At 68.1% G+C, this 21,557-nt stretch carries 23 protein-coding genes; 9 read left to right on the top strand and 14 right to left on the bottom strand.

All coding sequences use genetic code 11. From position 1 onward, the window contains the following. Positions 1–97: 97 nt before the first annotated feature. Entirely contained in the window at positions 98–1,630 is a 1,533-nt protein-coding gene (locus tag ACGFI6_RS08635; protein ID WP_393116403.1) for a PucR family transcriptional regulator, read from the bottom strand. Positions 1,631–1,895: 265 nt separating this feature from the next. On the opposite strand from ACGFI6_RS08635, the gene ACGFI6_RS08630 reads away from it, so the two are divergent. Genes ACGFI6_RS08630 through ACGFI6_RS08605 form a run of 6 tightly spaced genes read left to right on the top strand, consistent with a single transcriptional unit; the run spans position 1,896 to position 8,757 of the window. Then, entirely contained in the window at positions 1,896–2,810 is a 915-nt protein-coding gene (locus ACGFI6_RS08630; protein WP_393116401.1) for a hydroxypyruvate isomerase family protein, read from the top strand. Between the two features lie 25 nt (positions 2,811–2,835). Then, the gene (locus ACGFI6_RS08625; protein ID WP_393116400.1) at positions 2,836–3,720 is read left to right on the top strand and encodes a 2-hydroxy-3-oxopropionate reductase; all 885 of its coding nucleotides are present in this window, start codon (positions 2,836–2,838) and stop codon (positions 3,718–3,720) included. Beyond that, the gene (gene gcl, locus ACGFI6_RS08620; protein WP_393116398.1) at positions 3,720–5,489 is read left to right on the top strand and encodes a glyoxylate carboligase; all 1,770 of its coding nucleotides are present in this window, start codon (positions 3,720–3,722) and stop codon (positions 5,487–5,489) included. The genes ACGFI6_RS08625 and gcl overlap by 1 nt, the downstream gene beginning before the upstream one ends. Positions 5,490–5,492: 3 nt before the next feature. Then, complete coding sequence (locus ACGFI6_RS08615) at positions 5,493–6,608, top strand: glycerate kinase (protein WP_393116396.1); 1,116 nt, start codon at positions 5,493–5,495, stop codon at positions 6,606–6,608. Then, positions 6,605–7,945 carry an allantoinase AllB gene (gene allB / locus ACGFI6_RS08610; RefSeq protein WP_393116394.1) on the top strand — a complete coding sequence of 447 codons (1,341 nt, stop codon included), beginning with the start codon at positions 6,605–6,607 and terminating at the stop codon, positions 7,943–7,945. The genes ACGFI6_RS08615 and allB overlap by 4 nt, the downstream gene beginning before the upstream one ends. Next, positions 7,942–8,757 carry a bifunctional allantoicase/(S)-ureidoglycine aminohydrolase gene (locus ACGFI6_RS08605; protein WP_393116392.1) on the top strand — a complete coding sequence of 272 codons (816 nt, stop codon included), beginning with the start codon at positions 7,942–7,944 and terminating at the stop codon, positions 8,755–8,757. Before allB ends, ACGFI6_RS08605 begins: the two co-directional genes overlap by 4 nt. Here the strand turns inward: ACGFI6_RS08605 and ACGFI6_RS08600 are convergent. Beyond that, entirely contained in the window at positions 8,747–9,286 is a 540-nt protein-coding gene (locus tag ACGFI6_RS08600) for a GNAT family N-acetyltransferase (RefSeq protein ID WP_393116390.1), read from the bottom strand. The genes ACGFI6_RS08605 and ACGFI6_RS08600 overlap by 11 nt on opposite strands. A 79-nt stretch (positions 9,287–9,365) precedes the next feature. On the opposite strand from ACGFI6_RS08600, the gene ACGFI6_RS08595 reads away from it, so the two are divergent. After that, complete coding sequence (locus ACGFI6_RS08595; RefSeq protein ID WP_393116388.1) at positions 9,366–10,133, top strand: SDR family NAD(P)-dependent oxidoreductase; 768 nt, start codon at positions 9,366–9,368, stop codon at positions 10,131–10,133. A 104-nt stretch (positions 10,134–10,237) separates the two neighbouring features. Here ACGFI6_RS08595 and ACGFI6_RS08590 read toward each other — a convergent pair whose 3' ends face one another. Continuing rightward, positions 10,238–11,017, bottom strand: a complete 780-nt coding sequence (locus ACGFI6_RS08590) for an ABC transporter permease (protein WP_393116385.1) — start codon at positions 11,015–11,017, stop codon at positions 10,238–10,240. Beyond that, positions 11,014–11,961, bottom strand: a complete 948-nt coding sequence (locus ACGFI6_RS08585) for an ATP-binding cassette domain-containing protein (RefSeq protein WP_393116383.1) — start codon at positions 11,959–11,961, stop codon at positions 11,014–11,016. Before ACGFI6_RS08585 ends, ACGFI6_RS08590 begins: the two co-directional genes overlap by 4 nt. 96 nt (positions 11,962–12,057) lie before the next feature. Between ACGFI6_RS08585 and ACGFI6_RS08580 the strand changes: the two genes are divergently transcribed. Then, on the top strand, positions 12,058–12,819 hold the full coding sequence (locus ACGFI6_RS08580) for a TetR/AcrR family transcriptional regulator (RefSeq protein ID WP_393116381.1): 762 nt from the start codon (positions 12,058–12,060) through the stop codon (positions 12,817–12,819). A gap of 90 nt (positions 12,820–12,909) precedes the next feature. Here ACGFI6_RS08580 and ACGFI6_RS08575 read toward each other — a convergent pair whose 3' ends face one another. From ACGFI6_RS08575 to ACGFI6_RS08560, 4 genes are all read right to left on the bottom strand, one after another. Further along, complete coding sequence (locus tag ACGFI6_RS08575; protein ID WP_393116379.1) at positions 12,910–13,512, bottom strand: FMN reductase; 603 nt, start codon at positions 13,510–13,512, stop codon at positions 12,910–12,912. After that, positions 13,509–14,609: an LLM class flavin-dependent oxidoreductase gene (locus ACGFI6_RS08570; RefSeq protein WP_393116377.1), complete on the bottom strand. Its 1,101-nt coding sequence runs from the start codon at positions 14,607–14,609 to the stop codon at positions 13,509–13,511. Before ACGFI6_RS08570 ends, ACGFI6_RS08575 begins: the two co-directional genes overlap by 4 nt. Before the next feature lie 76 nt (positions 14,610–14,685). Next, complete coding sequence (locus tag ACGFI6_RS08565) at positions 14,686–15,192, bottom strand: hypothetical protein (protein ID WP_393116375.1); 507 nt, start codon at positions 15,190–15,192, stop codon at positions 14,686–14,688. A 12-nt stretch (positions 15,193–15,204) separates the two neighbouring features. Continuing rightward, entirely contained in the window at positions 15,205–15,639 is a 435-nt protein-coding gene (locus tag ACGFI6_RS08560; RefSeq protein WP_393116373.1) for a hypothetical protein, read from the bottom strand. Between ACGFI6_RS08560 and ACGFI6_RS08555 the strand changes: the two genes are divergently transcribed. Beyond that, positions 15,632–15,922, top strand: a complete 291-nt coding sequence (locus ACGFI6_RS08555) for a hypothetical protein (protein WP_393116371.1) — start codon at positions 15,632–15,634, stop codon at positions 15,920–15,922. The two genes, ACGFI6_RS08560 and ACGFI6_RS08555, sit on opposite strands and share 8 nt — an antisense overlap. Here ACGFI6_RS08555 and ACGFI6_RS08550 read toward each other — a convergent pair. The 6 genes from ACGFI6_RS08550 to ACGFI6_RS08525 are packed head-to-tail and all read right to left on the bottom strand — an operon-like array spanning position 15,900 to position 21,557. Beyond that, positions 15,900–16,898 (bottom strand): hypothetical protein, encoded by a 999-nt coding sequence (locus ACGFI6_RS08550; RefSeq protein ID WP_393116369.1) that lies wholly within the window; start codon positions 16,896–16,898, stop codon positions 15,900–15,902. The genes ACGFI6_RS08555 and ACGFI6_RS08550 overlap by 23 nt on opposite strands. Positions 16,899–16,930: 32 nt before the next feature. Then, positions 16,931–17,359, bottom strand: a complete 429-nt coding sequence (locus ACGFI6_RS08545) for a hypothetical protein (protein WP_393116367.1) — start codon at positions 17,357–17,359, stop codon at positions 16,931–16,933. Positions 17,360–17,362: 3 nt separating this feature from the next. Next, complete coding sequence (locus ACGFI6_RS08540) at positions 17,363–19,153, bottom strand: hypothetical protein (RefSeq protein ID WP_393116365.1); 1,791 nt, start codon at positions 19,151–19,153, stop codon at positions 17,363–17,365. Then, positions 19,150–19,638, bottom strand: a complete 489-nt coding sequence (locus ACGFI6_RS08535; RefSeq protein WP_393116363.1) for a hypothetical protein — start codon at positions 19,636–19,638, stop codon at positions 19,150–19,152. Before ACGFI6_RS08535 ends, ACGFI6_RS08540 begins: the two co-directional genes overlap by 4 nt. Before the next feature lie 51 nt (positions 19,639–19,689). Further along, positions 19,690–20,178 carry a hypothetical protein gene (locus ACGFI6_RS08530; RefSeq protein WP_393116361.1) on the bottom strand — a complete coding sequence of 163 codons (489 nt, stop codon included), beginning with the start codon at positions 20,176–20,178 and terminating at the stop codon, positions 19,690–19,692. After that, positions 20,175–21,557: a type IV secretory system conjugative DNA transfer family protein gene (locus ACGFI6_RS08525; RefSeq protein WP_393116360.1), complete on the bottom strand. Its 1,383-nt coding sequence runs from the start codon at positions 21,555–21,557 to the stop codon at positions 20,175–20,177. Before ACGFI6_RS08525 ends, ACGFI6_RS08530 begins: the two co-directional genes overlap by 4 nt.

Below are 21,557 nucleotides of genomic sequence, written 5' to 3'. Positions count from 1 at the left end.
CTGCCCCTGAGCATCGACTCAGCGCGTCCCGGATTGCACCCGGTGAACCTCCGAAGATGAACGACCGCAGAACGCCCAGTTTTGTGCGATCACACAATCAGAGCGATTTCAGCGCGAGAAACACATCGACCCGGTCCTCGAGGGTCGACAGATCGCGTCCGGTCAGTTGCTCAACGCGTTCGATCCGGTAGCGAACGGTGTTGACGTGCAGATGCAGCGACTCCGCCGTACGGGTCCAGGAACACGAGCACGCGAGGAACGCCTGGAGCGTGGTGAGCAGGTCGGCACGGGTACGGCGGTCGTGGTCCAGTACGGCGCCGAGGACGCGGTTGCTGTACGTACGTCGAACGTCGTCGGGGAGCGTGGCGAGCAGCAGGACGTGCGACGCGACCTCGTCCGACGTCACGACCGAGACCGGTGCGCGAGCTGCACCCGCGGCGCGCTGCGCGAACCGGGCCTCCTCGAGCGCGCCCGCGAGCGCGTCGATCGACGTCTCACCGCTGATCCCGACCGCGAGATGCGCCCGATTGAGGCCCGGTGCGAGCCGTACGAACGCGCGCCGGACGTGCTCGGGAAGCTCGGGGGCGAAGGGCAGGAAGGCGACCAGCAGACCATCCCGCCCGGGCGCGACGACCGCCGGGCCGACGGTGAGCGCGACGTCTTCGAGCAGGGTGAGTGCGACCTCGCTCGGGCCGTCGTCGCGCAGCTCGGCGACCGCGACCACCATCGGGCGTTCGGAGTGCGCGCCCGCCTGGCGAAGGCGCGCGGCGACCTCGGGCTGCGGCGCGCCCGACTCGACCAGCGCGAGCGCGTCCGCGACGAGCGGGCGGAGCGCCCGGCGTCCTTCGTCGCGGCGGGCCCGGTCGAGCGCGGCGATCGCGCACAACTCGTGCACCGCCTCGACGTGATCGCGGGACCAGTCGTTGTGGTCGCCGTCGATGACCAGGAACCACGCGGTCAGCCGGTTGCCGAGCCCGGATCCGACCGGGAACAGGCTGTACGACGCGTCGAGCGTCTGCGCGACCGCCGGCGTTCGATCCGCCGTCAGGAACTTGCGGCTCACCGCGTCGACCGTGTCCGGGTCCAGCTCACCAGGCCCCGGTACGACGTGCCGCCCGGTCGGTGTCAGCACCCGGCAGTCGTGCCCGATCTCGGCCGAGATCCGCGCCGCGAGCTCGTCGAGGCTGCGGCCCGCGGCGATCGACGACAACAGTTGCCGCTGCCGCACCAGACTCGCCGACAACCGCGCGCCCGTCTCGGCCGAGCCGGCCGCGGCGACGTACTCCGTGACGTCCGCGAACGCGATCTCGACCGGAACCTCGATCAGCGTCACCTCGTACTGCCGGCAGGCCGCCACCAGATCCGCGGGTACGTCGCCCAACTGCGCCTTGCCCGCGAGAATCGTGGTCGCACCGCGGGCCGCCATCGACGCGACGAACGCCTCGCTGTCCGCGGGCTGCCGCCGCCAGACGAGGCCGGTCAGCACCACCTCGCCGCCGCTCAGGTACCGCCCCGGCTCGAGCAGGTCGGTCGTCACGAGGCGCCCGATCGGCCGGTCCAGCACACCGCCCGCGGAGTAGAGCAGGCGCAGCCCGAGCTCCGGTGCGTCGAGCAGTTCGGCCAGCAACACGACGTACCTCCGCGATGAATTCTTTAGAGGAAAGTACAACGCGCGCCCCCGCGAGGAACAGCCCGCCCACCTCGCCCTCTCCAACGTTTGAAGGGTTGACCACGCACCTTGCCCGTTCACCACCTGCATGCGGCAACTGAAGGGACAAGGTCGGGGGTGAACCTCTCAGACGAGCGGTTGCGTTGCCTTGACGGTGGATCGGAGTGAGCTTATGGTCGTTCCGCAGAACAGAAATCAAGTTCCACAATGCGGAAGTTGGATCAGCATGAGCCACCAGTTGCGGTACACGGTGAACTGTTCGTTGCTCTTCACCGAGCTGCCCCTGCTCGAGCGGCCGGCGGCCGCCCGGAAGGCCGGGTTCAGCGCGGTCGAGTTCTGGTGGCCGTTCGTCGAGGCGGTCCCGCCGGACCGCCAGGTCGACGCGTTCGTCGCCGCGATCACCGACGCCGGTGTCCGGCTCAGCGGCCTGAACTTCTTCGCCGGCGACATGCCCGGCGGCGACCGTGGCCTGGTGTCCTGGCCGAAACGCTCCGGCGAGTTCCGCGACAACATCGACGTCGCGGTCGGCATCGGCGAGCGCCTCGGCACCCAGGGCTTCAACGCCCTGTACGGAAACCGAGCAGTGCTAGCCAGCGGAGCAGCGCTAGCCGACGGAGCAGCGCTAGCCGACGGAGCAGTGCTAGCCGGTGGAGCGGCGCTAGATCGCCGAGCAGCGCTAGTCGACGACGGGAGCAGCGAGCAGGAACAGGACGAGATCGCGGTCGAGAACCTCGCCCTCGCCGCGAAGGCCGCCGCGCGGATCGGCGCGACCGTGCTCGTCGAGCCGGTCAGCGGCGCTGCGCAGTACCCGCTCAAGCTCGCGGCCGACGCGCTCCGCGTGATCGACCGGGTTCAGGCGGCCTACGACGTTCCGAACATCGGGTTGCTCGCGGACCTGTACCACCTCGCGGTCAACGGCGACGACGTCGACCGGGTGATCGCCGACCACACCGACCGGGTCGCCCACGTACAGATCGCCGACCATCCGGGCCGCAACGAGCCCGGCACCGGCACGCTCCCGCTCGACCGCCAGCTCGAAGCCCTGGAAGCAGGAGGCTACGACGGCTGGGTCGGGCTCGAGTACAAGCCATCCACCACCTCAGACGCGAGCTTCGGCTGGCTGCCGTTCGAGCGCCGCTGAGCCTGATCACCCCAGGAGACGAATCATGACCAACATCGCCTTCATCGGCCTCGGCATCATGGGCAACCCGATGTCCGTCCACCTCGCCAACGCCGGTCACACCGTGGCCGGTCTCGACCGGGCGCCGGAGCGTGCCGAGGCGCTGATCGCGGCCGGCGGCCGCGCGGCGACCTCGATCGCCGACGCGGTCAAGGGCGCCGACGTGATCTGCGTGATGGTGCCCGACTCGCCGGACGTCCAGGACGTCCTCGAGGGTGAGAGCGGCGTGTTCCAGAACGCCGAGACCGGCTCGCTGATCATCGACTTCTCGAGCATCCGGCCGGACGTCACGCAGCAGCTCGCCGAGCAGGCCCGCGCGCTCGGCTTCCGGCTGCTCGACGCGCCGGTCTCCGGTGGCGAGGCCGGTGCGAAGAACGCCGCGCTGTCGATCATGGTCGGCGGCGAGGCGGACGACTTCGCGGTCGCCAAGCCGCTGTTCGACAAGGTCGGCAAGACCGTGGTGCACGTCGGCCCGAGCGGCTCCGGCCAGACCGTCAAGGCGGCCAACCAGCTGATCGTTGCCGCGAACATCCAGGCGGTCTCCGAGGCGGTCGTCTTCCTGGAGGCGTACGGCGTCGACACGAAGGCCGCGCTCGAGGTGCTCGGCGGCGGGCTGGCCGGTTCGACCGTACTGAACCAGAAGAAGGAGAACATGCTGTCGCGCTCCTTCGAGCCCGGGTTCCGGATCGACCTGCACCACAAGGACATGGGCATCGTCACCGCGGCCGCGCGCGAGGCGGGCGTCGTCGTACCGCTCGGTGCGCTGGTGGCGCAGTTGGTCGCATCGGCCCGCGCGAACGGCGACGGCGGCCTCGACCACTCGGCGCTGCTGCGCGGCGTGGAGCGGCTGTCCGGGAAGGACGTCGGCTGATGGCTCGCATGCGGGCGGTCGATGCCGCCGTACTGATCCTGGAGAAGGAAGGGGCGACGCAGGCGTTCGGGCTGCCCGGTGCCGCGATCAACCCGTTCTACAGCGCGATCCGCGCGCACGGCGGCATCAAGCACGTGCTCGCCCGGCACGTCGAGGCCGCGTCGCACATGGCCGAGGGGTACACCCGGGCCCGCGCCGGCAACATCGGCGTCTGCATCGGTACGTCCGGACCGGCCGGCACCGACATGATCACCGGGCTGTACTCCGCCGCCGCGGACTCGATCCCGATCCTCTGCATCACCGGCCAGGCGCCGGTGGCGAAGCTGCACAAGGAGGACTTCCAGGCCGTCGACATCTCCGCGATCGCCAAGCCGGTCGCGAAGTGGGCGGTCACGGTGATGGAGGCCGCGCAGGTCCCGGGCACGTTCCAGAAGGCGTTCCAGGTGATGCGCGAGGCCCGTCCGGGTCCGGTACTGGTGGACCTGCCGCTCGACGTACAGCTCGCCGAGATCGAGTTCGACATCGACACGTACGAGCCGCTGCCGGTCTCGCGTCCTGCCGCTACCCGGGCGCAGGCCGAGAAGGTGCTAGCAATGCTCGCGGAGTCGGAGCATCCGCTGATCGTGGCCGGTGGCGGAATCATCAACGCGGAAGCCGCGGATTTGCTCGTTGAATTCGCCGAGATCACGGGCGTTCCCGTCGTACCGACCCTGATGGGTTGGGGTGCGATCGGTGACGATCACCCGCTGAGCGCGGGCATGGTCGGCCTGCAGACGTCGCACCGGTACGGGAACGCGACGCTGCTCGCCTCGGACCTGGTCCTCGGGATCGGCAACCGGTGGGCGAACCGGCACACCGGCGGGCTGGACGTGTACCGCGGTGAGCGGAAGTTCATCCACGTGGACATCGAGCCGACGCAGATCGGCCGGGTGTTCGCGCCGGACTACGGGGTCGTGTCGGACGCGCGCGCCGCGCTGGAGGTGTTCGTCGAGGTCGCCCGTGAGCAGGCGGGCTCGTTGCCGGACCGTACGGCGTGGGCCGCGGAGTGCCGCGAGCGGAAAACCACCTTGCAGCGCAAGACGCACTTCGACGCGGTGCCGATCAAACCGCAGCGTGTGTACGAGGAGATGAACCGCGCGTTCGGGCCGGACGTCCGGTACGTCAGCACGATCGGGCTGTCGCAGATCCAGGCCGCCCAGATGCTGCACGTGTACAAGCCGCGGCACTGGATCAACGCCGGCCAGGCCGGTCCGCTCGGTTGGACCGTACCGGCGACCCTGGGGGTTGCTGTCGCGGATCCGGAGAGCACGGTCGTGGCGCTGTCGGGCGACTACGACTTCCAGTTCCTGATCGAGGAGCTTGCGGTCGGCGCGCAGTTCAACATCCCGTACATCCACGTGGTGGTGAACAACTCGTACCTCGGCCTGATCCGCCAGTCGCAGCGGAACTTCGACATGGACTACTGCGTGCAGCTGTCGTTCGAGAACATCAACAGCCCGGAGGTCAACGGGTACGGGGTCGACCACGTGAAGGTCGTGGAAGGCCTTGGCTGCAAGGCGCTGCGGGTCTCGGAGCCCGACGGGATCCTGCCGGCCCTGGAGCAGGCGAAGAAGCTGATGGTGGAGCACCAGGTGCCGATCGTCGTCGAGGTCATCCTGGAGCGGGTCACGAACGTGTCGATGGGCGTCGAGATCGACAACGTGGTCGAGTTCGAGGACCTGGCGATCTCGCCGGCGGACGCGCCGACCGCGCTTGCCTTGCTGGACTGACACGTGCGGGTTTTGGTTGCCTCGGACAAGTTCAAGGGGACGCTGACCAGCGCGGAGGTCGCCGAAGCGGTCGGTGCCGGGGTGCGACGAGTCTGCCCCGACGCGACCGTAGTCGGCGTACCGGTGGCCGACGGCGGTGATGGCACGCTCGCCGCCGCCGTCGCCTCCGGGTACACGCTCGTCCCGATGGTCGCCTCCGGCCCGACAGGGGAGCCCGTGCAGAGCGGGTACGCCCGATCGGGCAACACCGCCGTGGTCGAACTCGCGGACGTTTCCGGCCTGGTGCGATTGCCGGGCGGCGTACCCGCTCCGCTCACCGCGACGACGTACGGCACCGGCGAGCTGATCGCCGCAGCCGTGGATGCCGGCTGCACCCGCATCGTCCTCGGCATCGGCGGCAGCGCCTCCACCGACGGCGGCCGCGGCCTGATTCGGGCGCTTTCCGGAACTAATTCGCCGCTCCGTGACAAATTAGTTCCGGAAAGCGAGGTGGACGCGCTCCGCCGGCGCCTGCACGGAGTCGAGGTTGTTGTCGCGTGCGACGTGGACAATCCGCTCACCGGGCCGCGCGGCGCGGCTGCTGTGTACGGACCACAGAAGGGCGCTGATCCGAGGCAGGTCGCGGAGCTCGACGCGGAGCTGGCCGGCTGGGCCGACGCCGTCGCGCGGGCGACCGGGCGCGATCTTCGCGATACGCCTGGTGCGGGCGCGGCCGGCGGCGTCGGGTTCGCGGCGCTCGCCCTGCTGGACGCGGAACTCCGGCCCGGGATCGATCTCGTGCTGGAGATGGTCCGCTTCAGCGAACAACTCGAAGGCGCTGAGCTGGTCATCACGGGCGAGGGCGCCCTGGACGAACAGACCCTCCACGGCAAAGCCGTCGCCGGCGTCGCCGCCTCAGCCCACGCCTCCGGCGTTCCGGTGGTTGCTGTTTGTGGGGTTAATCGGCTGGCGCTCGATCGCCTGCACGGGATCGGTGTGTCGGCGGTCTGCGCGCTGACTGATGTGGAGCCTGACGTGGAGCGGTGCATTGCTGAGCCGCGGCCGTTGCTCGAAGTGCTCGGGGAACGGATCGCGGCGGCGCACCTTACGATGACACGAAGGGAAAGAGGGATCGCATGAGTCTTCTGGATCTCGTCGTCCGGGCCCGCCGCGTGCTGCGGGCCGGGGGCGAACAGGAGTGTGCGATCGGCGTCCGCGACGGGCGGATCGTGGCGATCTCCCCGTACGACGCCGTGCTCGACGCCGCGACGGAGCTCCGGCTCGCCGGCGACGAGGTGCTGCTGCCGGGCCTCGTCGACTCCCACGTACACGTGAACGACCCGGGCCGTACTGACTGGGAGGGCTTCACGTCCGCGACCAAAGCGGCAGCGGCCGGTGGGGTCACGACGATCGTCGACATGCCGCTGAACAGCATCCCGCCGACCTGTGACGTACCGGCGTTGGCGCTCAAGCGCAAGACCGCCGAGACGCAGGCGTACGTCGACGTCGGGTTCTGGGGTGGCGCGATCCCGGGCAACGTCCCGGACCTGCGCCCGCTGCACGACGCGGGCGTCTTCGGCTACAAGTGCTTCCTGCTGCACTCCGGTGTCGACGAGTTCCCGCCGCTCGACGAGCAGGAACTCGCCGCCGCGATGCGCGAGATCGCACCCTTCGACGGCCTGCTGATCGTGCACGCCGAGGACGCCCACCGCATCGACGAGGCCGCTGCTCCGGACGGGGCCAGCTACCGGGCGTTCCTCGAGTCCCGCCCGCGGACCGCGGAGAACGAAGCGGTCGGGCACGTCATCGAGCTGGCCCGCGAGACCGGCTGTCGCGTCCACATCCTGCACGTGTCGAGCGCCGACGTACTCCCACTGATCGCGGAAGCCCGGACAAGCGGCGTACGGATCACGGCCGAGACCTGCCCGCACTACCTCAGCTTCACGGCCGAGGACATCCCCGACGGCGCCACGCAGTACAAGTGCTGCCCGCCGATCCGCGAGGCCGCGAACCGCGAACTGCTCTGGGAAGGCCTCCGCGACGGCACCATCGACCAGATCGTGTCCGACCACTCACCGTCGACGATCGACCTCAAGCACCTCGACACCGGCGACTTCGGTACCGCCTGGGGCGGGATCGCCTCGCTCCAGCTCGGCCTCGCAGCGATCTGGACCGAGGCCCGCCGGCGCGGCTTCACGCTCGCAGACGTGGTCCGCTGGATGGCCGAAGCACCTGCCGATCAGACAGGGCTGCGTACGAAGGGCCGGATCGAGGTCGGGTACGACGCCGACCTGTGCGTCCTCGCCCCCGACGAGACCTTCACCGTCGACGCGCGACAGCTCCACCACAAGAACGCCATCACGCCGTACGACGGCCGTACGCTGACCGGCGCCGTCCGGAGCACCCTGCTCCGTGGCGTCCCCGTCGACCTCGCCGCCGACCCGCGCGGCCGGCTGCTGACCCGAGGAGAACGATGACCTTCTACGCGCCGAAGGGCGGACTGCCCGCGCAGACCGAGCTCACCACCGACCGCGCGGTCTTCACCGAGGCGTACGCCGTGCTGCCGCGCGGCACCATGCGCGACATCGTCACCAGCCGGCTCCCGTTCTGGGACGACACCCGGTTGTGGGTGATCGCGCGGCCGCTGTCCGGGTTCGCGGAGACGTTCTCGCAGTACATCGTCGAGGTCGCACCGGGCGGCGGCAGCGACAAGCCGGAGACCGATCCGGCCGCGGAGGCCGTGCTGTTCGTTGTCTCCGGCAACATTGTGCTGACCGTCGCGGGCGAGAAGCACACGCTGACCGAGGGCGGGTACGCGTACCTGCCGCCGGGCGGCGAATGGACCGTACGGAACACCAGCGACGTGTCCGCGACGTTCCACCTGGTGCGGAAGGCGTACGAGCGGATCGACGGGATCGACGTACCGCCCGCGCTCGTCACGAACGAGGCCGACGTCGCGGGCCGGGAGATGCCGGAGACTGACGGCGCCTGGCAGACGCAGCGGTTCGTAGACCCGGACGACGTCCGGCACGACATGCACGTGAACATCGTGACGTTCGAGCCGGGCGGGGTGATCCCGTTCCCGGAGACGCACGTGATGGAGCACGGCCTGTACGTCCTCGAGGGCAAGGCGGTGTACTTGCTCAACAAGGACTGGGTGGAGGTGCAGGAAGGCGACTTCCTGTGGCTGCGCGCGTTCTGCCCGCAGGCCTGCTACGCGGGTGGGCCGGGCCGGTTCCGCTACCTGCTCTACAAGGACGTCAACCGGCACCCCAAGCTCACCCTGTGACAGTCACCGGCCGTTGCGGGGCGGTGAGCGGGTCCGTGACCAGCCGGGCGTGGCGTTCAACGTCGTACCGCGTGCCGTCGAACGCGAGCCGCTGGCGCTCGATGCCTTCGGAGAGGAAGCCGGCGCCCGCCGCCACCGCACAGGACGCCTGATTGTTCAGGCGGTGACCGAGCTCGAGGCGGTAGAGGCCCGCCTCCTGGTGCGCCCAGCCCGCGAGCGCGCGCAGAGCGTCCCGGGCGACGCCTTGCCCGCGGACGTCAGCGAGTGTCCAGTACCAGGTCCAGCCGACCCGGTGCCGGTCGATGTTCGTCACCGCGACGCACCCGATCGGGTGGTCGTCGGCGTCCGCGACCGCGTACACGTGCCCGTTGTCCAGATCCGCGACCCGGCCGATCCAGTCGACCGCGGACGCCCGGTCCACGATGCCGCCCTGGTTCACCATCTCCGGGTCGTCGTGTGCCGCGGCGAGCCGCAGCGCGTCACCAGTCCGCCACCGCCGGAGCCCGAGCTCCCCGAGCGCGTATCCCATCTGTCGAAAATACTCCTGCGCCGGTCCCGCCATCCCGCCGTCCGGCGCGTTCCGGCCGCGGCCGGGAGAGGATAGCCGCATGGGATATCTGGATTTCAGGGATCAGGTCGTGGTGGTGACCGGGGCCAGCAGCGGGATCGGGGCTGCGGCGGCGGTCGGATTCGCGGAGACCGGCGCCACGGTCGCACTGCACTATCACCGCAATGCCGAGGGCGCGAAGCACACCGTCGGGGCGGTGCAGACCGCCGGCGGTACGGCGTCGCTGCATCAGGCAGACCTCGCCGACCCGAAGGCAGCCGACGCGTTCGTCGACGAGGTGCTCGCCGAGCACGGGCGGATCGACGTCCTGGTGAACAACGCCGGCGACCTGGTACATCGGTCCGCGATCGCCGACGTACCGGACGAGGAGTTCCATCGGATCCTGGACGTCAACCTGACCTCGGTGTTCGCGCTCAGCCGGCGGATCGTGCCGGTGTTCAAGGCGCAGGGCGGCGGATCGATCATCAACGTCACGTCGATCGCCGGGCGGACCGGTGGGGCCGGCGGGTCGGTTGTCTACGCGACGTCGAAGGGCGCGGTCAGTACGTTCACGCGCGGGCTGGCCAAGGAGCTCGCGCCGGACGGGATCCGGGTGAACGCGATCGCGCCCGGCGTGATCAAGACCCCCTTCCACGACCGGCACACCGGCGACGCCCAGATGGAGGCCATGCTCGCCACCATCCCGATGGCCCGTACCGGCACCCCGCACGAGTGCGTCGGCACGATCCTGTTCCTCGCCTCCGAGCGGATGGCGTCCTACGTCACCGGCCAGATCATCGAGATCAACGGCGGCCAGCTGACCCCGTGAGCGAACGCCCGCCACTCACCACCTCGCGCCGCGGCGTCGTTCGACGCTCAGCGCGAGGCCCGGCCGGCCCGGAGCCGGCCGTTGGTGAGTGGTGGGGGTCCGGGTCAGCGCGACAAGGTGCGGAAGCGGTGTGCTGACAGCGGGAGGAAGATCGCCGTCAGCACGATCGGGGCGATGATCGCCGCGATCCCGGCGTGGGTGCCGATCCAGGTCGCCGTGCTCGACGGGTCAGGATTGCCGAACAGGTCCCGTGCCGCGGTCGCGGTCGCCGACAGCGGGTTCCACTGGGCGATCGTGCCGAGCCAGTGAGGCATCGTGGACGTCGCCACGAACGTGCTGGACAGGAACCCGACCGGCCACACCAGAACCTGCACCATCGTCACGCTCTGCGCGTTCTTGACCGACAGACCGATGAAGATCCCGACCCACAAGAGCGCGAACCGCAGCAGCAGCAACAGCCCCAACGCGGCCAGCGCCGACGGCAGCCCCTCGTGCCACCGCCACCCGAGCGCCAGTCCGGTCCCGACCAGCACCAGCAGCGTCACCACCGAGTCGAGCAGGTCCGCGATGCACCGCCCGAGCACCACCGCCGCCGAACTCATCGGCAACGACCGGAACCGATCCGTCACGCCCTTCGACACGTCGGTCGCGACCGCGGTCATGGTGCCCTCCAGCCCGAAGAGCATCGCGAGCGCGAAGATCCCCGGCACGAGCAGCTCGTAGTACGACGCGTCCGACTCCATCGCGCCGCCGAGCAGCCCGCCGAATAGCAGCAGCATCAGAACCGGGAAGAACCAGGTGAACACCACCAGCGCCGGCTGCATCCGCCAGTGCAGGAACGTCCGGCGTGCGATCGTCCAACTGTCCGCGAGCGCCCACATCATGCGGCCACCTCCACTCCGGTCAGATGCAGGAACACCTCGTCGAGCGTCGGCCGCCGCAACGTGATGTCCTCCGCCTCGATCCTTGCCTCGTGCAACGAATTCGCCATCACCACCAGGGCTTTCGTCCGATCCTGCACCGGAATGCTGATCCGTACGTCGGTCACCTGCACCTCCCCGTCCGCGAGCGGCGCGGCCAGCTCCACGACCTGTTGCACCTCGCCCGGATCGGCGAGCACCAGCTCCAGCCGGTCCGATCCCAGCTGTGTCTTCAACTCGTCCGGTGTCCCTTCCGCGACGACCTTCCCCTCCTTGAGCATCGAGATCCGGTTCGCCAGCTGATCCGCCTCCTCCAGGTACTGCGTGGTCAGCAACACCGTCGTACCGCCGTCCACCAATTGGCGTACGGCATTCCACACCTCGATCCGCCCGGCCGGGTCGAGCCCGGTCGTCGGCTCGTCGACGAACAGCACCCGCGGCGCCACGATCAGGTTCGCCGCCAGGTCGAGCCGCCGGCGCATGCCGCCCGAGTACTTGCTCACCGCGATCCCCGCCGCGTCGGTCAGGCTGAACTGCTCCAGCAGTTCGTCCGCGCGGCTGTTCGCCCGCTTCAGATGGTTCAGCCGCCCGAACAGCACCAGGTTCTGCCGCCCGGTGAGGATCTCGTCCACCGCTGCGTACTGCCCGACCAGCCCGATCCGCCGCCGTACCTCCGCTCCTTGCCGCCGTACGTCGTAGCCCGCGATCCGCGCCGTACCGGAATCCAGCTCCAGCAGCGTGGACAGGATCCGCACCGCCGTCGTCTTGCCGGCGCCATTCGGGCCGAGCAGGCCCGTCACCGTGCCGGCCGTGACCTCCAGGTCGAAGCCGTTCAGCCCCGCCCCCTCCGCGCCGCCGCGGTAGTTCTTCCGTACGCCGGCGGCCTCGATCACTCGCTCCGTTGCCACTTCCCACCTCTCGGGTCGTTGAGCCGTAGAGTGTACCGTACATTGTACGGCTCAGGTACGATACGGCCAACGACCAGCGGTGGAGGAAGGTTCCGAGTGGCGGGAAGAAAGGCGGCGGCGCCCGATCCGGCGCGCAGCCTGGCGCTGCTCTGGGGCAGCCACACCAAACCCGGCCGGTCCGGCCTGACGGTGCGCGCGATCGTCGACGCGGCGATCGCGCTCGCGGACTCGTCCGGGCTCGAGGCGCTCTCGATGCGGACGGTCGCCGAGCGGCTGAAGGTCGGCACGATGTCGCTCTACACGCACGTTCCGGGCAAGGGTGAGCTGACCGACCTGATGTTCGACCAGGCGTACGGCGACCTGTACGCCTCCTCGGAGCCGGCCGATCAGCCGGGTGGCTGGCGCGGCGCCCTGGAATTCATCGCCCGCCGGAACTGGGACGTGCTCACCGCGCACCCGTGGATCCACGAGGTCCCGACCATGCGCACGGCCCTGGGTCCGAACATCACCCGCAAGTACGAGATCGAGCTACGGCCGCTGGACGGGCTCGGGCTGACCGACGTCGAGATGGACTCTGCGCTCAGTCTCGTCCTGACCCATGTCCAGGGCACCGCCCGCGCCGGCGCCGAGCAGCTCCGTACGCAGCGCGAATCGGGCCTGTCCGACGAGGAGTGGTGGCGGCAGATCTCGCCGACCCTCACCACGGTGATGACCGGCAGCTACTTCCCGCTCGCGGGTCGCGTAGGCACGGCGGTCGGCGAGCAGTTCCAGTCCGCGTTGGACCCGGCTCACGCCCTCAACTTCGGCCTGGCCCGGATCCTGGACGGCATCGCCCTGCTCGTCGACGAGCGGCGCTAGGGATCCCCAGGCCATCACAATTGCCCACGTACGGGCATCGCACGCTTGCGGGCGGCCCCGGCGACGGATTGTGATGGCCTGGCGATCCGCCTATCCGTTCAGCAGGTCCTCGAACGGGGTCGGGCTCTCGAACGGGTCCGCCTGGGTCGGCGTCTCGTGGTGGAGCGCGGCGACCAGTTCGCCGGCCGCCTGGCTGATGCGGGTGCGCAGGCCGGCGGCGTTGGCGCCCCAGTCGGTCGACGCCGCGTACACGCCGGTCGGGATCGGGAGCGCCTTCAGGTACGCGAACAGTGGTCGCAGCGCGAACTCGAGCACCAGCGAATGACGTTCGGTGCCTCCGGTCGCGGCCAGTAGAACGGGCTTGCCGGCGAGCGCCTGGTCGTCGAGTACGTCGAAGAACATCTTGAACAGGCCCGAGTACGAGGCGCTGAACGTTGGGCTGACCACGATCAGGGCGTCCGCGGCGGTGACTGTGTCCAGGACCTCACGGAGCTTCGCGGGCGGGAAGCCGGTGAGCAGGTTGTCGGTCAGCTCGTGGGCGTGGTCCCGTACCTCGATCAACTCGATCCGGGACCCGATGCCGCGCCCTGACAGTTCGTCGCGGACGGCCGCCGCCAACTGGTCGGCGAGCAGCCGGGACGACGACGGTGTCGTCAGCCCGGCAGTCACGACGGCGATGGTCTTCTCGGTCATTCGATCGTCTCCAGATCCCGTGCCCGCTCGGCCGCGGCCTTCAGGGAAGCGTGTGTCGGGGCGTCCGGTACGTGCGCCGGCTTCAGCGCCGCGAACTCCTTACGCAGTACGGGAACGACCTCTTCACCCAGGATGTCGAGCTGCTCCAGCACCGTCTTCAACGGCAGGCCGGCGTGGTCGATCAGGAACAGCTGCCGCTGGTAGTCGCCGAAGTGCTCGCGGAACGACAGCGTCCGCTCGATCACCTGCTGCGGACTGCCGACAGTCAGCGGCGTCTCGCGGCTGAAGTCCTCGAGCGAGGGGCCGTGCCCGTACACCGGCGCGTTGTCGAAGTACGGACGGAACTCGTTGACCGCGTCCTGCGAGTTCTTGCGCATGAAGATCTGTCCACCGAGGCCGACGATCGCCTGGTCCGCGGCGCCGTGCCCGTAGTGCTCGAAGCGCTGCCGGTACAGCTGGATCATCCGCTCGGTGTGCGAGATCGGCCAGAAGATGTTGTTGTGGAAGAAGCCGTCCCCGTAGTACGCGGCCTGCTCGGCGATCTCGGGCGACCGGATAGAGCCGTGCCAGACGAACGGCGGTACGTCGTCGAGCGGCCGCGGCGTCGACGTGAAGCCCTGCAGCGGCGTACGGAACTTGCCTTCCCAATCCATGACGTCCTCACGCCAGAGGCGACGGAGCAGCGCGTAGTTCTCGACGGCGAGCGCGATCCCGTTCCGGATGTCCTGCCCGAACCACGGGTACACCGGGCCGGTGTTGCCGCGCCCCATCATCAGATCCACGCGACCGTCCGCAAGATGCTGCAGCATCGCGTAGTCCTCCGCGATCTTCACCGGGTCGTTGGTCGTGATCAGCGTTGTCGAGGTGGACAAGATGATCTTCGACGTCTGCGCCGCGACGAACCCGAGCTGAGTGGTCGGCGAGGACGGCACGAACGGCGGATTGTGATGCTCACCCTGCGCGAACACATCCAACCCCACCTCCTCCGCCTTGAGTGCGATCCGCACCATCGCCTTGATCCGCTCACCCTCAGAGAGCGTGGCCCCCGTAGTCGGGTCCTCGGTCACATCCCCAACGCTGAACACCCCGAACTGCATCCATCCTCCTCAGTAGTTGACAATTAAACTACCATCAAGAGAAAGAACACCACCCCAACCCCAGGAATTCCAAGAGTCAGATGCCGGGGTGTTCGATGATCGACTGCGCCGACCTGGCCGCCAGCTGCCAGCTCTGCCGGCGGAAGGCGAGCACGATACCGCCCATCGCAGCACTGCTGAGCAACGCCGCGATGACGAACAGGGTGATGTCACCGCTGAGGCCACCGGCTACAGCCAGCCCGATTCCGGCGAGTACGGCACATGCTGTCAACGTGATAGCCACCGGACGGCTGCGCCAGATCCAGCGACTGCCCTGCGCGATGTCGGCATCGAGGCCCCTCGTGAAGGCAACCAGTTCCTCGTCCCAAGGCGCGAGTTCCATGATCTGTGCGACCGCCTGGCGGCAGAGGTCGCGCTGGCGCTCGCTCGCGATCAAGCGGACCTGGTACACGGTGACGGCGAGCGAAGCCTCGGTCATCCGTCGGATCGCCCAGGCCAGCCGCGTTCGGAGTTCGTTGTCATCTGGCCGTGCGACCAGCTCGTCGTGCAGCCGGGCGACCTCGGCAGCGGGATCCTCAGCCATCGGTGTCACCCTTCATGGCGTCGTGGCGTTGTACGCAGTGGTGTAGATCGTCTTCATCGTCGGCCAGTTGGTGAGCAGCGAAGACGCGTACAGCACGTAGTCGTCGCTGCCAGCCCGCCAGTAGATCGACGCAACGTGCTTGCGGCCGCCTGCGGTGTCGAACTCGAACTCCCAAGTGACAGATTCGTGAGCGTGCCAGTTGCCGGGCTCCAAGGCGATCAGTTGATAGCCGGGATACGTCTCGCTGAAGTCATGCTCGGCGTCGCGCATGACGTCGACGAGCGGCCCTGCCGGCGACGGAGAGCCACCGTATCGAAGGAAGCTGGATGGGGTCTTCGGGTCTGTCGCCTGCGCGTCGGTGCCGCCTTTGCGGACCTTGGCCGGCCAGCCGACCGGGATTCTGGTCGTCAGGCCGCCTGGTCCCGAGACGATCTGAGACGTGGCCACTGGACTCCCGGACGGAGCCGTCGAACTCGGCGTTGTGCTGCTCGGGGTGGCGGGCGCGTGCGAGCTCTCGGTTGGTGTTGGCGAGACGGCCGGTGATCCGGCGCTTGGTGAGCTGGAGGTCGTGACTGCCTCCGGCAGGATGGCTTCGTTGTCGCTCGGCCAACGCAGAATCAGCAGGCTCGTTCCGATCAGGCCGCAGAGAACGAGATTGGCGATGAAGGCGATCAACGCGAGTTTGCGGGAACTCATTCCGGGCCGGTTCATTCTTCTGGCTGGAACTTGATCGCGCCCTGCTCGACATTGACCAGACCAGAGACTCTGAACGAGGTGGGGTCGTTGACCGGATAGCCGCCGTACCCAACACCCGTCAGCGTCGCCTTGCCTTCGGTGCTGCTCTCTGCGACGACCTGGCCGTCGTCGGCGATCCGGAGCGCGATCGTCGGAAAGGCGTCGATTCGCCAGACCGGGTGGCTGACGTCTGAATCGACCGAAAACGGGCAGTTGTTGTTCGGCTTGAGTGCAGCAGTGCGGCAGCCATTCAGATACGCCTTCACCTGCTTGTCCACGGCGGTCTTGGCGTCGGCCTTGATCTGTGGAGTCAGGTCGGCGCTGCTGTCGCCGAAGCCCGCAACGACGGTGACCGGCTCGGCCTCAATCAGTGGGTTGTCGGCGATACCGACGACATACCTGCCAGGAAAGACTTCGACCCGGGCCGCGCCGTCGTCACCCGGGGGCACCACCTGGCCATTCACCTGGACCTTCGCTGGAGACGATGAGTTGACAGTGATAGCGGGACGGTCGCCGCTGAGATCCCAACCGCGGAACAACCCCCAGGACAGTTGGTTGCTTCGGTGCAGGTCGATCCGGCCGGTCAGCTGCTGGTCGCCGATGGTGAAGGAGAGCTGCGCGGTCCTGTCGTCGTCGCTCTTCTTCCCGTCGCTGTCCTGGCCTGTCTCGATCTTGCCGACCTTGAGGTTCGTCGGCGGGACGTACTTGTCGGAGCCGAGCAGGTCAAGAGGCGCACTCCCTCGGCCGAAGCTGAGCGCCTTCTCCGCGTCGCGGTCGGCGAGGGCACGGTAGTAGCCAGTGATGACGGATTCCGGGGTGAACCAGATCCGTTGCACGACTACGGTCACGACGCTGAGAATGACGACCAGAGCGATCACGAGCGCGGTGATCAGCGTCCCGCGCGGCGTGGGTCTCCACGGCTCGACGAACGGGCTGGTGGGTCGGGTCGCTTGCATGGTCTGCACCGTCACTCCTCCTTGGGCGGCTGTACTGCGGTACGGCGTCAGTCGTGCGGCGGTGCCGCGGAATGGGATGGCTCGTCCTGCGGCCTGGGTAGCGTGCGGCGCGCCTCGTCGAGGTACTGATCACGCTTCGCCTTGCGGGCAGCCATGATTTGGTTGTGATGGGCAACAGGTGGCTCGTGCCGGCAGGTCGAGAGTTCGCGCCAGGAGACGGCTGACCGGCGCAGTTCGTTGTGCCAGCGGACGCCGTCGATCGGGTTTACCGCAGCCGACATCAGCCAGCGGTGCCAGTACCGGAACATGGTCAGCTCGGTCCGGAGCCCTTCGTGTACTGGCCAGCAGGGCGGCAACATCACCCAAGGGGCGTACGCCTCTTCAAGCCAGTCCACCCACTTCGCGAGCCCGTACCAGGACTCCTCCCGGATCTCCTCGTTCAATCCATCCCAAACCCAGGGCGGCTTGGACGCCATCCGTCACTCCCTCCCCATGTCTGTGTCACCGGAACTTTCGTAGTCACTGTCGTAGTCGCCGCCGTAATCGCTGTCAGCAGAACTCTCGTACCCGCCACCGGACGACGACTCGCCATACCCGTCGTCCCCCGACTCCATCGCCCCCGCCACCCGCTCGTCATCACCCGCCGACTGCTCCTCATAGCTAGCCGCCGACTCAGCCCCCGCCTCAGCCTCAGCCCCCGCCTCAGCCTCAGCCCCCGCCTCAGCATCCGCATCAGCCTCACCCCCAACCTGCTGCCCACCCGCATCCGCATCCGGATCCGCATCGACATCAGCGTCGGCATCCGCCTCAACGTCAGCCTCGGCGTCCGCGTCAGTGTCCGCCTCGGCGTCCGTCTCAGCATCGACATCAGCGTCAGCATCCGCGTCGGCGTCGGAGCCGGCATCGGCATCGGCGTCCGCGTCGGCGTCGGCGTCGGCGTCCGCGTCCGCGTCGGCGTCGGCGTCGGCATCCGCCTCAGCGTCGGCATCCGCCTCAGCGTCAGCGTCGGCATCCGCCTCAGCGTCGGCATCCGCCTCAGCGTCCGCGTCGGCGTCGGCGTCGGCGTCGGCGTCGGCATCCGCCTCAGCGTCAGCATCCGCATCGGCATCCGCATCGGCATCCGCATCCGCGTCAGCATCCGCATCAGCATCCGCATCAGCGTCAGCATCCGCCTCAGCGTCGGCGTCGGCGTCGGCATCCGCCTCGGCGTCGGCGTCAGCGTCGGCGTCAGCATCCGCCTCAGCGTCCGCGTCGGCGTCAGCATCCGCCTCAGCGTCAGCGTCGGCGTCAGCATCCGCCTCAGCGTCAGCGTCGGCGTCAGCATCCGCCTCAGCGTCGGCATCGGCGTCCGCGTCGGCATCGGGGTCGGATTGCTTGTTTGTGTCGGGGGTGGTGGGTTCGTCTTCTTCGAGTTCTGTGGTGGTTTCGGAGTCGGTGTCTTCGTCGGGGTCGGCGAGTGGGTCTCGTTGTTGAGAGCGCTCTTGGTCCTCGGTCTCGCGGTCGGCTTCCCGCTCAGCCGCTTCCTGCGCCTCGGCGGCCTTCCGCTGCCGGAGTTCCTCCTCCTCTGCCAGGACTTTGTTGATGCTCTCCTGGCTCGCGGGTGGGAGCGTCGTGGACGGCTGGGGCGGACAGATCCGCTCATGGCCCGGCGGCGGCTGCATGTCGCCGTACCGTTCGGCCTGCAACTGGCGTATCGCTTGTTTGCGCGCCTTGTTCTTGGTCTCATCGGCGCGGTCCAGCTCGTACAACAAGTGGTTGTACTTGTCCTTGACCTCAAAGCCCTCGGGCGTATGAAACTGCACCTCGAACAAGTGCTGGGCCTTGCCGTTCGGACCGACGATCGCCCAAGTCGAGTTGATACCGCGGTAGTCCGGTGTGTTCCAGCTGTTGCGGTCCTTGACCTTGACGAACCCCTGAGCCCGCAGGTTCTCGTAGCAGGCAAGCACACCGTCGGTGTACTGCTCGCGAGGAAAGGTGAGTGTGTAGCGATTGAGGTCGTTCGTGGAATTGGCCGTCGCAGGCGCGGTCTCCAAGGCATGGCGGCGGGCAACCTTGCTCCGAAACGACTCCAGGCTCTTCAGCGAGTACCGAAGTCCTTCGAGGTAGCTGTTGTGGCGAGCTGTAGCGCGCCGAGTCGTCTCCAGCGCCTCGTCCAGTTCCAGCCGCCGCTTGACGGCGCGCCGGTGAGCTTCTTCAACGGCCAGGTTCTCGTCGGCGTCGAGACGCAGATCGGCCTCGTGCCCCTTACCCCGCCAAGGGCCAGGACTCACAGCTCCGTGGCCCCGGTGATTCCGCGGGTTTCCTGGATGATGCGTTCGGCGGTTTGGCGGTCGATGGGTTCGAGGTCGGGGTGGTCGTGGGGGCCGGCGGCTTCGAAGTCGCTGATGTCTGGGGTTCGGACCCAGGTGTTGTTGCGGCCGAAGCCCTCTTCGATGTCGCCGTCGGGGCTGATGAGTTGCCTGTACACGAGTGTGTTTTCTTCGAAGTCGCCCTTTTCTGGGCTTCGGTGCCAGACCCAGTAGCGGGCGAATCGTTGGCGGTCGTTGATCAGGATCTGTACTTGTTCGGTGGAGATCGGGACGAAAAGGTCAGGGTGGGGCACGTACGGGCCGCGTGGGTGCCAGGTGAGGTCGGCCGTGGAGAAGAACTCGAGTTCGTCTCCACGACGCCGCCACAGGCCGCTCGGACGATCGATGGTTTCCTTGTCCGCCGTGGAAACCTGGGCGAGATACTGATAGCCCTCGTCGATGGTCATCTGCGTGATCCCTTCGTCTCTATGACTGCATGAGTGGTGTCGGCTGGTGCGTTAGAGCTCGGTGGCTCCAGTGATTCCGCGGGTTTGCTGGATGATGCGTTCGGCGGTTTCGCGGTCGATGGGTTCGAGGTCGGGGTGGTCGTGGGGGCCGGCGGCTCGGAATTCTCTGATGTCCTGGGTTCGGACCCAGGTGTTGCTGCGGCCGAAGCCTTCGTCGATGTCGCCATCGGGGTTGATGAGTTTCCGGTAGACGGTGGTGTTTTCTTCGAAGTCGCCCTTTTCTGGGCTTTGGTGCCAGACCCAGTAGCGGGTGAATCGTTGGCGGTCGTTGATGAGGATCTGTACTTGTTCGGTGGAGATCGGGACGAGAAGGTCGGAGTGGGGCACGTAAGGGCCGCGTGGGTGCCAGGTCAGGTCGACCGTGGAGAAGAACTCGAGTTCGTCTCCGCGACGCCGCCACAGGCCGCTCAGACGATCGATGGTTTCCTTGTCCGCCGTGGAAACCCGGGCGAAGTACTCGTAGCCCTCATCGATGCTCATGTGGTGAAGCCCCTTAGTTGGGCGAACTCTTGGATGGCACCGGCGGGGCGGGCCTCTACCTGGAACGGGGCTTCGCTGCGCCAGAAGAGCCAGGCGTTGAAAGGAGGCAGCATCTGGATGGCGTTGATGGGGAGCGCCGGGCGATAGATGTTGCCGATGGTGTGGTTCTGGGCCGCGCCGATGGAGCCGACGCCGACCGCGCCGGTGGTGGGGGAGGTGCCGTACTGCGGACCCAGTTGCGTGCTCGTCGTGGTTTGGCGTTCCTCGCCGGCCCAGGACGAGATGTTCTGCAGGTCCACGCCGTTCGACATGCCACCGAAGATCAGTTTGGCGGTCGTCGCGGCGAGAATCGCTGCCTGCTGCTCTTCGCCGTACCGCGCACGGAGCTGTGCCAAGCTCTGTGTCGCCCACAGCGTGACGATCCCGCGGCCGCCACCTTCGCTCACGAGCGACGGCAGGCTCTGCAGCGGCGCGATGTTCGCGACCTCGTCCAGCGCCAGCATGAGCGGCGGATCCAGCCGTCCGCCGCGCTTGGCGGCCAGCTCCGAGGCACGCTGGGCGATGCTGTCGACGAGACCGGCCATCAACGGCGCGATTGCCTGTTGCTGGTGTGACGGTCCGATGATGAACAGCGACGACCGGCTGTCGAGGAACTCGTCGATGTCCAGCTCGTTCCGCGAACACGACGCGAGCACGGTGGGTTCGGACGTCGCCTCGAGCGTGTTCCGTGCAACGGAGTAGAAGCTCCCACGCTCGCGATCGCCCAGCAGTTTGACCGCGTCCAGATCATCCGCCCACATCGCGCCCGGGCTCGACGACAGTCGCAGAATCGCTGTTGGGTCCCGGGTCTCCTGCGCCGTCAGCCACCGCCGGACGACGGCCACCGATAGGTTCTCCAACGCCGCCGCATGGAAGTACGCGCGCAGGATCGCCGCCGCGCCGCCCCGCCAATGGTCGCCGTCCTGCACCCCCTGCCCCGCAACGGCCGTCATCGCCGCCACCCGCCGATAGCAGACTGACGGATCTTCGCAGTCGGCGAGTGGCGACCACTTCATCGACAGTTCCGGGTACTCGCTGCCGAACGGGTCGTATACCTTGACCGACCCGTCGTACGGCGCAGCAAGAGCACGCCTGCGGTCACCGGTGAAACTGAGGATGTCGCCACGCGTCGACGTACAGACGAGCGGTCCCTCCCACCACAACACCGACGGCACAATCAGTCCGGAGGTCTTGCCGTAGCGCGGCGGGCCGACGATGCCGACCGAGTCCTCGGGCGCACTCCAGCAGCGCTTGTAACCACCGCGGGCGTCCCAGCCCAGGAACACCTGTCGCCGCGGCTCGACACCGAACGGCGGGATCTGCGGCCATGGTTGGTTCAT

The organism is Kribbella sp. NPDC048928 (assembly GCF_043197975.1).
Taxonomy (GTDB): Bacteria; Actinomycetota; Actinomycetes; order Propionibacteriales; family Kribbellaceae; genus Kribbella.
The sequence above is the reverse complement of the archived record's forward strand: the minus strand, read 5'-3'. Positions and strand labels throughout refer to the sequence as shown.